Source organism: Caldisericum sp. (genome assembly GCA_022759145.1).
Classification (GTDB): domain Bacteria; phylum Caldisericota; class Caldisericia; order Caldisericales; family Caldisericaceae; genus Caldisericum.
Genome location: JAEMPV010000069.1, coordinates 16,675 through 29,572, shown reverse-complemented (window position 1 = coordinate 29,572; position 12,898 = coordinate 16,675). Strand labels below are relative to the sequence as shown.

General features: G+C 35.1%; 13 protein-coding genes and 1 tRNA gene. 13 read left to right on the top strand and 1 reads right to left on the bottom strand.

Going from position 1 to position 12,898, the window contains the following annotated elements; all coding sequences use genetic code 11:
• Nucleotides 1–6 precede the first annotated feature (6 nt).
• The 13 genes from JHC30_04935 (at nucleotide 7) to JHC30_04875 (ending at nucleotide 12,053) form a co-directional block, all read left to right on the top strand.
• On the top strand, nucleotides 7–717 hold the full coding sequence (locus JHC30_04935; protein ID MCI4463498.1) for a DUF1614 domain-containing protein: 711 nt from the start codon (nucleotides 7–9) through the stop codon (nucleotides 715–717).
• Between the two features lie 9 nt (nucleotides 718–726).
• Nucleotides 727–1,641, top strand: coding sequence for a hypothetical protein (locus JHC30_04930; protein ID MCI4463497.1), 915 nt, complete (start codon nucleotides 727–729; stop codon nucleotides 1,639–1,641).
• Nucleotides 1,634–2,011: a 30S ribosome-binding factor RbfA gene (rbfA, locus tag JHC30_04925; protein MCI4463496.1), complete on the top strand. Its 378-nt coding sequence runs from the start codon at nucleotides 1,634–1,636 to the stop codon at nucleotides 2,009–2,011. Before JHC30_04930 ends, rbfA begins: the two co-directional genes overlap by 8 nt.
• Nucleotides 1,998–2,963 carry a bifunctional oligoribonuclease/PAP phosphatase NrnA gene (locus JHC30_04920; protein ID MCI4463495.1) on the top strand — a complete coding sequence of 322 codons (966 nt, stop codon included), beginning with the start codon at nucleotides 1,998–2,000 and terminating at the stop codon, nucleotides 2,961–2,963. Before rbfA ends, JHC30_04920 begins: the two co-directional genes overlap by 14 nt.
• On the top strand, nucleotides 2,941–3,825 hold the full coding sequence (gene sppA / locus JHC30_04915) for a signal peptide peptidase SppA (GenBank protein ID MCI4463494.1): 885 nt from the start codon (nucleotides 2,941–2,943) through the stop codon (nucleotides 3,823–3,825). Before JHC30_04920 ends, sppA begins: the two co-directional genes overlap by 23 nt.
• 10 nt (nucleotides 3,826–3,835) lie before the next feature.
• The gene (locus JHC30_04910) at nucleotides 3,836–4,408 is read left to right on the top strand and encodes a YIP1 family protein (protein MCI4463493.1); all 573 of its coding nucleotides are present in this window, start codon (nucleotides 3,836–3,838) and stop codon (nucleotides 4,406–4,408) included.
• Between the two features lie 3 nt (nucleotides 4,409–4,411).
• Nucleotides 4,412–6,496 carry a UvrD-helicase domain-containing protein gene (locus JHC30_04905; protein ID MCI4463492.1) on the top strand — a complete coding sequence of 695 codons (2,085 nt, stop codon included), beginning with the start codon at nucleotides 4,412–4,414 and terminating at the stop codon, nucleotides 6,494–6,496.
• Nucleotides 6,493–6,882 carry a hotdog fold thioesterase gene (locus JHC30_04900; GenBank protein MCI4463491.1) on the top strand — a complete coding sequence of 130 codons (390 nt, stop codon included), beginning with the start codon at nucleotides 6,493–6,495 and terminating at the stop codon, nucleotides 6,880–6,882. Before JHC30_04905 ends, JHC30_04900 begins: the two co-directional genes overlap by 4 nt.
• Nucleotides 6,882–7,049 carry a hypothetical protein gene (locus JHC30_04895; GenBank protein MCI4463490.1) on the top strand — a complete coding sequence of 56 codons (168 nt, stop codon included), beginning with the start codon at nucleotides 6,882–6,884 and terminating at the stop codon, nucleotides 7,047–7,049. The genes JHC30_04900 and JHC30_04895 overlap by 1 nt, the downstream gene beginning before the upstream one ends.
• A 3-nt stretch (nucleotides 7,050–7,052) precedes the next feature.
• Nucleotides 7,053–9,479, top strand: coding sequence for a penicillin-binding protein (locus JHC30_04890; GenBank protein ID MCI4463489.1), 2,427 nt, complete (start codon nucleotides 7,053–7,055; stop codon nucleotides 9,477–9,479).
• 10 nt (nucleotides 9,480–9,489) lie between these two features.
• Nucleotides 9,490–10,761, top strand: a complete 1,272-nt coding sequence (serS, locus tag JHC30_04885; GenBank protein ID MCI4463488.1) for a serine--tRNA ligase — start codon at nucleotides 9,490–9,492, stop codon at nucleotides 10,759–10,761.
• A gap of 4 nt (nucleotides 10,762–10,765) precedes the next feature.
• Nucleotides 10,766–10,852 (top strand) — tRNA-Ser (locus tag JHC30_04880).
• Between the two features lie 10 nt (nucleotides 10,853–10,862).
• Nucleotides 10,863–12,053: an alkaline phosphatase family protein gene (locus JHC30_04875; protein ID MCI4463487.1), complete on the top strand. Its 1,191-nt coding sequence runs from the start codon at nucleotides 10,863–10,865 to the stop codon at nucleotides 12,051–12,053.
• On the opposite strand, the gene JHC30_04870 is transcribed toward JHC30_04875, so the two are convergent.
• Nucleotides 12,034–12,897 carry a DMT family transporter gene (locus JHC30_04870; protein ID MCI4463486.1) on the bottom strand — a complete coding sequence of 288 codons (864 nt, stop codon included), beginning with the start codon at nucleotides 12,895–12,897 and terminating at the stop codon, nucleotides 12,034–12,036. The two genes, JHC30_04875 and JHC30_04870, sit on opposite strands and share 20 nt — an antisense overlap.
• Between the last annotated feature and the right edge of the window lies 1 nt (nucleotide 12,898).

Sequence of the window (12,898 nt, the reverse complement as noted above, 5' to 3'; positions counted from 1 at the left end):
TGAAAAATGAATAATAAAAATTATATTTATTTTCCGTTTGAATTTACCATTTTAATTATCTTGTTTGCACTTTTCCTTCTTCTTTATCCACTTTTCTTTCTTATTTTTGCAGGAGGTGTAGTCGATGCCTTTGCAAGACTTGGCTTTAGCCCTGTAACTGGAACCCTTGTATTTCTCATGTCTCTTTTTGGTAGTGCAATAAATATTCCCGTTACAAAAATTACATCGCACAATCCGATTGTTACCGAAAAAGTTATTTACTTTTATGGAATTCCTTATAGAATCCCTTTCGTTTCTGAACAAACGACGGTTGTAGCAGTTAACTTTGGTGGAGCAGTAATCCCGACTATTATTTCTATCTATGAGTTTTTAAGGCTTATTTCTTTCGGTCTTGTTAACATAGCACTTCTTACGATTTTGGGCATCGTAATTGTATCAATTGTTGTACACTCTTTTGCAAAACCAGTTAAAGGGTTGGGAATTGCTGTTCCATTCTTTATTCCACCTATTATAACTGCAATTGTTGCATTAATTCTTTCAAGGCATTATACACCGATTGTCGCATACATAAGTGGAACACTTGGGACTCTAATTGGCGCAGACCTATTGAATCTTGACAAAGTCTCTGAGTTAGGGGCACCAGTTGTAAGTATTGGAGGTGCAGGAACTTTCGATGGTGTATTCCTTACAGGCATATTCTCAACATTGCTTGTATAAGGAGGTTTTGTGGAAATAACAGTTGCAGAAATACTTCAATCTTTAATTGCAGGGTTTGTGTCGTTTGTTTCTCCGTGTGTCCTTCCGCTTATCCCTGCTTACATTTCCTACATTTCAGGCGAAACACTAACAGACCTTAAGGAAGGTAGCGTAAACACAAAAAAACTTTTAGTAAATTCAATTGCGTTTGTATTGGGATTTTCTGTTGTATTTATCTTTTTAGGTGCGACTGCAACATTTATAGGCAAGTTCTTTTCAAGAAATAAAAAAATGTTCGAAGTAATCGCAGGATTTATAATCATTATTTTTGGATTACATACAGCCCAAATAGTAAGATTTAACTTCCTTAGCTATGAGAAAAAGATGAAAGTAAGTACAACTGCTCCAACGCTAATAAAGGCATTCTTAATGGGATTTGCTTTTAGTTTTGGCTGGACACCATGTGTGGGACCCATTCTTGGAACTATTCTTATTATGGCAGGAACACATTCTCAGGTTACTCAGGGAATAATACTTCTTACATTTTACTCTCTGGGCTTAGGGGTTCCTTTTGTTTTAACTGCCCTTGCTATAAACAAGTTTTTCTCAGCCTTTAAATCCATAAAGAAATACTTTGGACAAATAGAAATGTTTGCGGGGTTGCTCATAATAGGAATAGGCTTTGCGCTTATATTTGGACTTGGACTTCACTCTGAATATATCATTGCTTCAATTCTTGTGTCAGTAGGTTTTGCATTTTTATCGGTTAAAAAAGTTAGTATTTCTGATATAATAGGGCTTGTCCTTCTTTTTAGTGCAATATACTTTGCAATTGGAATTAAGTTTATAGAAAACGGGAATATTAATTTAAGTTTAATTCCTTTTATGCTTTTATTAATAGTAGGAATAATTTCAATGTATAAGGTAGGTAAAAATTATGAGTGAGTTAAGAAAGCACAAAATTGAATCGGCTATTTTAAGGGAAGTATCAACATATATGCATTCCCTTGATGACCCATTACTTAAAAGCATTACCATTACACATGTAGAAGTGTCCGATGACCTAAGATATGCAAAAATTTTCTACACAATCATAGGACACGAAAACGAGGAAGAAGAGATTAAAGAGAGGCTCATTAAGGCAACTCGAAGAATTCAGAGGGATGTTGCCCAAAGACTAAAGAATATGAAATTTGTGCCTTTGCTGAATTTTCACTTTGACCTCTCAATTCAAAAGGGAAACAAAGTCCTCGAAATTTTAGAGGAAGTTGAAAAGGAGTTAAAGGAAAAAGGAGAGGACAGTGGAGAGCCTTAAGGAAATAGAAAACATAATAAAAACATTTAACTCTTTTTTGCTAACGACTCATATAAATGCAGACGGAGATGCAATAGGTTCCATTCTTGGACTTGGACAATCATTAGAACATCTTAGGAAGCATGTTTTTTATCTTGTTCCAGGTGAACCTTCCCAAAAATTCTCTTTTCTAAAAGGATTTGAAAATATTAACAAAAACTTAGAAGGTATAAATGAAGTTGAAGTTTTATTGATACTTGATGCACCAAATATTGATAGGGTTGAAGGCTTTAACTTTAGCCTTGGAAACTATAAGAAGATTGTTAGAATCGACCACCATATAAGTGATGAAAATATGTCCCATGTAAAATATGTAAAAGTTGGATACCCATCAACTACCTGTCTCGTTTTTGAAACAATTTCCGAATTGAACCTTCCCATAAACGAAGATATAGCAAATGCACTTTACACAGGGCTTCTTGCCGATACAGGCTCTTTTAGATTCAACAATACAAGCGATGTTGCATTCGAAGTTGCAAAGGAACTTGTTAAATTGGGAGCAAAACCATATTTTATTTCCCATATGGTCTACGAGATGGAAAACCTTGCGCATCTTAAACTTCTTGGTCTTGCGCTTCTGCGCCTTGAAGTCTATGATAAATTGGGTTTTTCATATGTAACTCAGGAGGATTTTAAGAAGTATAACGCTACTGAAGACGATACTGAGGGAATTGTTGACTACCTTAGGAAGGAGAAAGACATAGAAGTTGTACTCTTCCTAAGGGAACTAAAAGAAGGTGGATTCAAGGGAAGTTTAAGAAGTAAAAACCACATAGATGTAAGAAAAATTGCAGAATACTTTGGTGGAGGAGGACATAAAGAGGCTTCTGGATTCAAGTCTAACCTATCTATGGAAGAAATTCTAAGGATTATTCACGACAAAATAACAAATGAAGAAAAAAGTTTTATTTGATGTATTAATCTTTTTATTGATAGCCTTGTTTATTTATTTTGCAGGCTTTAGAAATAAAATTAGTCCTTACAACACAAATCCAATTGCAGTAATTTACCTTGAGGGAACAATCGGAGAAAATTACGGAAATACTTTTAATTCAAAGGATGTTGAGAAAATCCTTACAGAAATTGAAGACTTACATCCTAAAGGAGTTATTTTAAGAATTTCAAGCCCCGGTGGAACAGTTTATGAGACAGACAGAATCTACAATCTTATAAAAAACTTTAAACAGAAAAACAATATAAAAGTGTATGTCTCTATGGGTGAAGTGTGCGCTTCGGGTGGATATTATATTTCTATGGCAGGAGACCGCATTTATGCGGAACCTTTAACTGAAACAGGTAGCATTGGTGTTATAATGAATCTCGTAAATTATGAGGAACTTCTCAACAAAATTGGTATTAATATCATTACAATAAAAAGTGGAAAGTTTAAAGACATTGGGTCTCCCTATAGAGAACTTTCAAAAGAAGAGCTAGAGATGTTTGAGAATATGATTAATGAATTATATGAAAAATTCATACTTGTTGTAAAAGGCGGAAGAAAAAACCTGGATGAAAAAACCATTAGGAATTTAGCACAGGGGCAAATATATCTTGGAGAAGATGCATACAAACTTGGACTCGTTGATAAAATAGGTACACTTGACGACGCAATAAATGACCTTAAGAGTGATCTTAATTTGAAGAGCATCACTATAAAGGAATATAGAATTCAAAAGTCATTTTGGGAGAACTTTTTAAGTATTGCATCCAAAGTGCTAACGCAGTATAAGAATCCCTCAGAAACAATATTTGAATACAAATTTACCGCTTACTAAGGAGAAAAGTATGATTATCGAAATGATTATTAAAGTTATAAGATCCCCCAAAAAAGCATTTGAAGAAGAAATAGGAAATCTTACATTTTTTCTTTTCATGTTTTTAAATGGAGCGATTCTTTATCTATATTCAATTGCATTTGTAAAGTTTGGACTGAAATCAATTGAAAAAAGCCTTCCGGATATTTTTAGTGGTGTGGGAGATACTCTCACCGGTCTTGTTACTGCTCCAAAATTCCTGTACCTCTCTCTTCTTATACCATTTCTCACCTTACTAATTTCATCATCTCTTTATGATATGCTTGCACAGATCATTTTTAAAAGAAGTAATGGCACGAAACTTATGAAAAACCTTGCGTTTGCATCAACCCCACTGATGCTATTGAGACTTATCTATGTTGTCCTTTCATTCTTCAATGTGATGATTTTCAGTGAAATAAGTATACTCTTTCTTATCTGGGAAGTTGTGTTATTTATCATTGCGATAAGTAAGACTTACGACATTGAAACTACAAAAGCAAATTTTCTTTTCTTTACTCCGTACATAATAATCATTCTTATCCTAATTCCTGCTATAATATAGCCTATGAAAGAAAACTACTTGAAGGACCTTAATCCTGCCCAGCTTGAGGCAGTAACTTACGTTGATGGACCGCTTCTTGTTTACGCAGGAGCAGGGTCTGGAAAAACAAAAGTGATAACCTACAAAATTGCCTATCTTATTGATGCAATTGCAATAAGACCATCGCAGATCCTTGCCGTTACATTTACAAACAAGGCAGCCCAGGAAATGAAAGAAAGAACCGAACAAATAATTGGAGAAGAAATAAACGATCTTTTTATAGGAACATTCCACTCGATCTGTGCAAAAATATTAAGAAGAGAAATAAAATTTTTAGGATACAAGGAGAATTTCTCAATTCTTGACGAAGATGATTCAACAAATGTAATCAAGGATATAATGAAGGACTTAAATTTAGACCCAAAGTACATTAACCCAAACGAGGTAAAAAATTATATTTCAAAGGCAAAAATGAACTTAATCGATGCAAATAATTTCAGTTTCGGCGACTATTTTGAAGAGGTTGTTGCAAAAATTTATAAGAAATACGAGCGCACGCTTAAAGAGAACAATGCACTTGATTTTGACGACCTCATAATGCTTACTATAAAACTTTTTAAGGAAAACCCGCAAGTTTTATACTTCTATCAGACGAAATTCAAACATATCCTTGTTGATGAATACCAAGATGTTAATCGAATGCAATATGAATTTGTAAAGTTGCTCACAGAGAAGACAAGAAAATTTACCCTCGTGGGAGATGACGATCAGAGTATATATTCATTTAGAGGAGCAAGTTCCGAGTTTATAGATAAAATTTACGAGGATTTTGAGGACCTGAAAGTAATTAAACTGGAAAAGAATTACAGATCTCCTCAGGAAATTTTAGATATCGCAAACAGACTTATAAAACACAACAAAAGGCGCACCGAAAAAGAACTATTTTCTGACATAAGCATTAATGATGCAATAAGTTTTTACGAAGCACTCGACGAATTAGACGAAGCAAGATTTGTAGTAAATAAGATTATCGAGCTGAAGGAAGAAAAAGGCTATAAAAATAGAGATTTTGCAATTCTCTACAGAACAAATTTCCAATCGAGAGCATTCGAAGAGTATCTCTTGCAGCAAGGAATTCCTTATCAGGTAATCGGCGGGCAGAAGTTTTACGGAAGAGCAGAAATAAAAGATATAATTGCTTACCTTGCACTTATAAACAATCCAAGCGACAATATAAGTTTCAAAAGAATTGTTAATACTCCACCAAGAAAAATTGGAGAAAAAACTATTGAAGAGTTAGGGCGTATCGCAGAAGAAAAAGGTAAATCGCTTTTTTCTGCAATAGAAGACTACCTCAAAGAAAAAGAATCGAAGCCTTTAAAAGAGTTTTATGAATTAATAAATGAATTAAGAGAACTATCCAATACCCTACCACTTCCAAGATTCGTGGAAGAGGTTATTTCGAAGGTAAAATACTTAAAGTATCTTGAAGAAAAATTCAAAGCAGATGCCTATGAAAGAATCGAAAATATAAAAGAATTTGAAAATATGGTTGTAAATTTCGTAAGAGAAACTGAAGATGCAGACCTATCCTCGCTTCTTACGCAGATTTCTTTAATAACAAGTGTTGACGAAACGAAGGATGAAGATAGGGTATCTCTTATGACCTTACACTCTGCAAAAGGTCTTGAATTCCCTGTTGTGTTCCTCGTAGGATTAGAGGAGGGTTTATTGCCACATTTTAGGTCTCTTGAAACAACCAAAGACATAGAGGAAGAAAGAAGATTATGTTATGTAGGTATTACAAGAGCCAAAGAAAAACTGTTTCTTACATATGCCCTCCGCAGATCTAAATTCGGAAACCTTAATCCATCTAAAACTTCAAGGTTTCTTACGGAAATGGAGATTTTTGAGTACAATAAAGAGAGTGTTGATGTAAGAACATTTGCTATTAAGAAGGGTGATACAGTGCTACATAAGGTTTGGGGGTTAGGAAAAGTGCTTGATGTAGTTTACGATGGAGATGTTCCATACGCAACTATTGACTTTTTAAAAATTGGGGTAAAGAACCTCGATTTGAGGTACGCACCGCTTGAGAAGGTAAAATGAGTTTCAATTGCTTTGTTTGTGGAAAAGAAAACCCTTACGGATTAAAACTCGACATAAAAGCGAGAGATGGATACACTTATGCAGAATTTTCCCTGGGTGAAAATTATGTTGGATATCCTAATATCATCCATGGGGGAATTATTGCAGCGATACTTGATGATATGATGGCAAATGTCAAATTCTTAGAAGGCTACATTTTATACACCGTCGAACTTAATGTGAAATATTTGAAGCACTGTCTTGTAAACGAAAAACTCATTGCTTTTGGCTATCCCAGGGAGACCAACCACAATATCTTTATTGCGTACGGAGAAATAAAAAATGAAGCTGGAGAGTTAAAAGCAACTGCAACGGGCAAATACTTTATCAAGGGGGCGTACAAATAATGGGCACATTCCTTTTGGTGTTTATTATTGTTTGGATTATATCAGGAATAATTACAAATATTCTATTAAGAAAAGAGAAATTACCACCGCTTTACAGATTTTTACTTTTCTTAGAAGGCTTGATTGGTTTATTATTTTACCTAATGTTTAAAGGGGCAGGTGAATAAAATATGGAAGAAACAACAAAGAAGAAGGTTAAGAAGAGATCTATTTTAAAAGCAACAATAGTTACAATACTTACTTTTATTCTTATTGTGGGGCTTATTGGAGGATTGACAATTGCACTTTACATAAACAAAGCAAAACAAGACTTGCCAAATATTGACATTTACTCTTCCTCACCAGACCAGGCTTCACAAATTTTCGACTACAAAGGCAACTTAATTACAAATGTATATGCAACAGAAAATAGAATTTATGTAAAACTAAGTGATATTTCACCAATTGCAATTAAGGCTGTTCTTGCGCAAGAAGATAAACGCTTTTACGAACATGGTGCACTTGACTACAAGGGTATTTTAAGAGCAATTTTTGTTACTATAACAAGCGGCGGAAAAAGAATAGAAGGCGCAAGCACAATCACGCAACAACTTGCAAGAACTATGTTTTTAACACTTGATAGAACAATCGATAGAAAAGTAAAAGAAGCGCTCCTTGCAATAGAACTTGAAAAAAGATTCACCAAAGACCAAATTTTAGAAATGTACCTAAACCAGGTTTATTTTGGATCTGGCGCATACGGCATAGAACAAGCTTCTCTCACATATTTCGGTAAACACGCAAAAGACTTAGATCTTGCAGAAGCAGCTTTACTTGCAGGTATCATTCAAGCACCTTCTGAGTACAATCCTTATGCAAACTTCGAATATGCAAAGGCAGCACAAAAAGAAGTCCTCGATAAGATGCTTTCATATGGAATGATAACAGAAGAAGAATACAAAGAGGCTCTAAGTGAAGAATTAAAATTAACAAACAAATCTCCAGAAAAAGACAACATGGGGTATGCAATAGATTATGTTAAGGATTTTGTTGCATCAAAATTCGGCTCAACCATGCTATATGCAGGTGGCTTAAAGATATACACAACGATAATTCCAGACCTCCAAAAAGCAGCAACTAAAGCAATTGATGAAGTTTTAACAAAGGCAGAGAACGATAATATTTTCCCCAAAGGAAAAAAAGATTCAAAAGGCGTAATTCAACCACAGGCAGCTCTTACAGCAATTGATGCAAACACAGGTGCAATTCTTGCAATGGTTGGTGGAAGAGATTACGATAATACTAAATACAATAGAACCGTTGCCCTCAAACAGCCAGGGTCATCATTTAAAATTTTCGATTATACTGCAGGAATACTTTACGGCTCAATAACACCTTCTTCTATAATACTTTCAGAGAATTACTCTGTTGGAAACTGGACACCACATGAATGGGAAGGTGCATATTTTGGATACCTTTCAGTAAGAGATGCATTAAATGAATCGTCTAATGTGTGTGCTGTAAAAACAGCTTTAAGTGTTGGTCTTGATAGAGTAATACTTACAGCAAGAAAATTTGGAATCACAACTCCTCTAAATCCATATCCATCACTTGCAATAGGAAGTTTCGAAATAAAGCAGCTTGAGATGGCAAATGCCTATGCAACACTTGGCAACGGTGGAACATACCACGAACCTTTTATCGTAACAAAGATACTCTCTTCAGATGGAAGAGTTCTCTACGAGCATAAGGATAAATCCTACAGAGCAGTCCCAGAGGATGTTGCTTACATTATGAATAATCTCTTTAGTTATGTTATGGCACACAAAACAAATGCAAAGATTTCAGGACTGCCTTCTGCAGGAAAAACAGGAAGTACAGATGCCTGGAAGGATGCATGGTTTGATGGATATACTCCAAATATTTCTGTAAGTGTTTGGGTAGGTCCCGATTCAGATGAAGTAACATTCCCTGATGTTATGAATGCTGGCGCACGATTCCCCGCAATGATCTGGAGAAAATTCATGCTTGTTGCAATGAACTATTTCCCTAAAAGTGATTTTCCAAAACCTGCAAATCTTACTTTTAAAAATGCATACGATGATACAGGTTATATAACTAATAAGCCTTCCGACGGTAAAACTATTATTAAATACGCATACCATGACGGTTTTATACCTCCACAAGACATAAGAGACCTTGGTTTTGTTGTTGTAAGAGTTGTTAAGGATTCCGGGCTTCTTGCGTCACCATCATGTCCTCCGGAACTTACAGAAGAAAGAGTTTTCATAAAAGGGACAGAGCCTACTCAATACGACGAAAGGTGTCAGACGCAAACAACCCAAACTTTAACAGTTACTACAGACAAGGATATTTACAAGGTAGGCGAAGCAATTAATATTATGGTTGATATGTCGAATATTGATTTAACGAATAAGACACTCTCGATAATAATAGATGGGCTTCCTGTTACAAATGTGCCGAATCCACAAGGACCAACATATTCTTACTCTATTCTTGCTTTAAGAACAGGCGATATGAAAATTGAAGTATATTTGAAGGATTTGAACTCAAATGTTGTTGCATATGGAGAAAAAACTATTACAATAAATCCATAAGGAGGTAAATATGCTTGACCCAAATCTTATAAGAACACAACCAGAATTTGTCAAGGAAGGTATAAAGAACAAGGGAAGTGACCCAGCACTTGTTGATAAGTTCCTTGAAATTGATAAGGTAAGAAGGGAACTCATTAAAGAAATTGACGAACTAAGACACCAAAGGAGAGAACTTTCAGAAAGTATAGGAAAAAAGTTAAAAAATGGAGAACCCGTAGAAGGTATTCGAGAAGAAGTCCGTCTTTTAGGTGATAGAATTGACGAAAAAGAACGCGAACTTGAAGAAATTGAAAAGCAATATAAAGAAATCCTCTTAAGCATTCCAAATTTACCACATAAGTCAGTTCCGGTCGGAAAAGATGAGACAGAAAATGTAGTTTTGAGAAAAGAAGGAACAATAAGGCAATTCTCTTTTACACCAAAGCCACACTGGGAGATTGGAGAGGCATTAGGAATTATAGACTTCAAAAGGGCAGTAAAGATTTCTGGTTCAAGATTCTATGTGCTAACTGGACTTGGTGCAAAATTAGAAAGGGCTCTTATATCCTTTATGATCGACTTTCATGTTGAGAGGCATGGATACAAAGAAATCTTCCCGCCATTCCTTATAAATAGAGATTCGATGATAGGAACTGGTCAACTTCCAAAATTTGCAGAGGATATGTATAAGATTGAGGGAGAAGAACTTTATCTTGACCCAACAGCAGAAGTTCCCGTAACAAACCTCCACAGAGACGAAATTCTTAATGAAGAAGATCTTCCAATAAAGTATGTTGCATATACTGCTTGTTTTAGAAAAGAGGCAGGTGCAGCAGGAAAAGATACAAGAGGTATAATAAGGGTCCATCAATTTAACAAAGTTGAAATGGTGAGGTTTACGAAACCTGAAGAGTCATACGAGAACCTTTACGAACTTCTCGATAATGCAGAGGATATTCTTAGAGCACTCGAACTTCCATATCAAATTAAGATGATGTGCACAGGAGACCTGGGATTTACAGCAGCAATGAAGTTTGACCCAGAAGTATATATGCCTTCGCAGGAAAAATATGTTGAAATTTCTTCGGTTAGTAACTTCGAGGACTTCCAGGCAAGGAGAGCAAATATTAGATACAGGACGAAAGATGGGGAGTTAAAATTCGTCCACACATTAAACGGCTCAGGGCTTGCAGTAGGAAGGACAATGGCTGCAATTCTTGAAAATTATCAGAATGAAGATGGGAGTGTAACCATTCCCAGGGTATTGCAAAAATATATGGGAATTGATAAAATAACAAGGTAGGTATGGAGGGGTGGCCGAGTGGTCGATGGCACCGCACTTGAAATGCGGCAGGCGATGAGCCTCGTAGGTTCGAATCCTATCCCCTCCGCCATCTAAAGATAATGTTTATAGATACGGTTGAACACATAAAAAAACAGTCAAAAATAGAAAAGTTAATTACACCAATTTATAATGGTCTTAGTATTACCAACATAGGAAGCTTTATCCTTGACAATTTTGAAGTCACTCACAACTATACAAGAGTTTCATTTCCGATAGATGTAGAAATTCCAAAAAAGAAAAAGGTTATATTTTTACTCATTGATGCGCTCGGATACAATCTTTTAAATTATGCAAGAAATAATTCTGAATTGAAAGCCTTTAACGAGTTAATGAACAATGGGCTCTATACGGTTATAACTTCCACATTCCCCTCTACGACAGCAACTGCACTACCATCAATTTATACTGCAAGTTCCCCAGGAATGAATGGCGCATTAGGATACAGATTCTACGCAAGAGAATTTGGAAACCTTGTTAATCCACTATTCTCAAAATTGGGAGTCAATAAAAACTGCCCCGTAAAATACGAGGAAACATGGTTTATCCCAATAAAAACCATATTTGAAATATTGAATGATAACTACATACCAAATTATTCTATTGTAAGAAGCGATTATCTATCAAGCACATTTGATAAATCAGTTTATAGAGGCACTAAAGAAATTGGATATCTTACACTTTCCGATCTATATAACAAAATAATTGAACTACTAAAAATCGACACTGTCTTTATAAATGTATATTGGTGGAGTATTGATGCGCTTTCGCACCACTACAGTCCGTACACTTCTATAGTGCTTTCTGAAGTAAAATTTATCGACTACTTCTTATCGATGCTTATAGATAGTATTGACAACGATACACTTCTTATCATTTCTGCAGACCACGGACAAATTGATACAACAAACAAAAAGACTATTCATCTTAGAGAGTTCGAAGAATCAAAAAACATTGTTCTTCCTGTTTCAGATGTAAGAGCCCCTTACATTTACACAAACGGAAAACTTCAAAAGGAATTTTTTGAAAGGTTTGAGAATATTGTTGCACTTGAAAAAACTGAAGCAATAAACCTTGGACTTTTTGGAGACTCGGTACATTTTGAAGAGCGCATAGGTGACTATGTAATAATTATTAAAGATGATTCAAGCCTTGATTTCATATCCGAAGAAAGCGAACTAAACCTTTTGGGTAAGCATGGGAATCTAACAGAGGATGAGATGCTTGTCCCACTTATTCTCTATTATAAATAGCTATTATTATCATTGAAATTATTATAAGTAAAGCACCAAAAAATCCACTCAGACTGAGTCTTTCGCCTAAAATAAAGAAAGAAAATAGATACGCAAAAACTGGTTCAAGGATAAAAATAAGGGACGCCTCAGTAGAATCAATGAACTTCAAGGCAAAAGATTCTGTTTGAATAGCAAAAAAACTTGCAACAACACCTAAGAAAAGTGTTGATAAAATTACAAATGTATTTAACGGAAACACGCCTCTCAAAAAGGCAAGTGGTGCTGAAAATACAAAGGATACGATCATCTGAAATGATGTTACAAGAAGGCTTGGAAGATCCTTAACAAGTTTTTCCGTGAGTACTATCTGAAAGGCGAAGGAAATAGCACAGAACAGAGTGAGTATATCACCGATATTAACAGTACTAAGACTTCTTAGGTCAATTTGAGAGAGGAATAAAAGACCAATAAAAGAAAGAACAAGTGCAACTATCTCAAAATTTCTCGGGGATTCTCTTAAATAGATTGTGGAAAGAATTGGTGTAAAAACTATATAAAGCCCAGTAATAAAAGCGCTCTTTGATGGTGTTGTAAACTTCAATCCTGCTGTTTGAAAAGCATACGCAATAAAAAGCGAGATTCCCAACAGAGATAAAAGAAAAAGTGTTTTCCTATTCTTAAGAACTGCCTTATTCTTTACCAATACTACAATGCCTATTATACTTGCAAAGCCAAAACGCAAGAAAAGTAATTGAAATTCAGAAATATATCTCAGGGTATATTTAACAAGCGTGAATGTCGAACCCCAAATTAGAGTTGCTAATATAAGTAGAGCAATCGCTAATAACTTTTTCTTTTTCATA

Excerpts from the sequence above, each read along its gene's own strand:
- JHC30_04935 (MCI4463498.1), top strand. The coding sequence starts at position 7 with ATGAATAATAAAAATTATATTTATTTTCCGTTTGAATTTACCATTTTA.
- rbfA (MCI4463496.1), top strand. The coding sequence starts at position 1,634 with ATGAGTGAGTTAAGAAAGCACAAAATTGAATCGGCTATTTTAAGGGAA.
- sppA (MCI4463494.1), top strand. The coding sequence starts at position 2,941 with ATGAAGAAAAAAGTTTTATTTGATGTATTAATCTTTTTATTGATAGCC.
- JHC30_04910 (MCI4463493.1), top strand. The coding sequence starts at position 3,836 with ATGATTATCGAAATGATTATTAAAGTTATAAGATCCCCCAAAAAAGCA.
- JHC30_04905 (MCI4463492.1), top strand. The coding sequence starts at position 4,412 with ATGAAAGAAAACTACTTGAAGGACCTTAATCCTGCCCAGCTTGAGGCA.
- JHC30_04900 (MCI4463491.1), top strand. The coding sequence starts at position 6,493 with ATGAGTTTCAATTGCTTTGTTTGTGGAAAAGAAAACCCTTACGGATTA.
- JHC30_04895 (MCI4463490.1), top strand. The coding sequence starts at position 6,882 with ATGGGCACATTCCTTTTGGTGTTTATTATTGTTTGGATTATATCAGGA.
- JHC30_04890 (MCI4463489.1), top strand. The coding sequence starts at position 7,053 with ATGGAAGAAACAACAAAGAAGAAGGTTAAGAAGAGATCTATTTTAAAA.
- serS (MCI4463488.1), top strand. The coding sequence starts at position 9,490 with ATGCTTGACCCAAATCTTATAAGAACACAACCAGAATTTGTCAAGGAA.
- JHC30_04875 (MCI4463487.1), top strand. The coding sequence starts at position 10,863 with ATGTTTATAGATACGGTTGAACACATAAAAAAACAGTCAAAAATAGAA.
- JHC30_04870 (MCI4463486.1), bottom strand. The coding sequence starts at position 12,897 with ATGAAAAAGAAAAAGTTATTAGCGATTGCTCTACTTATATTAGCAACT.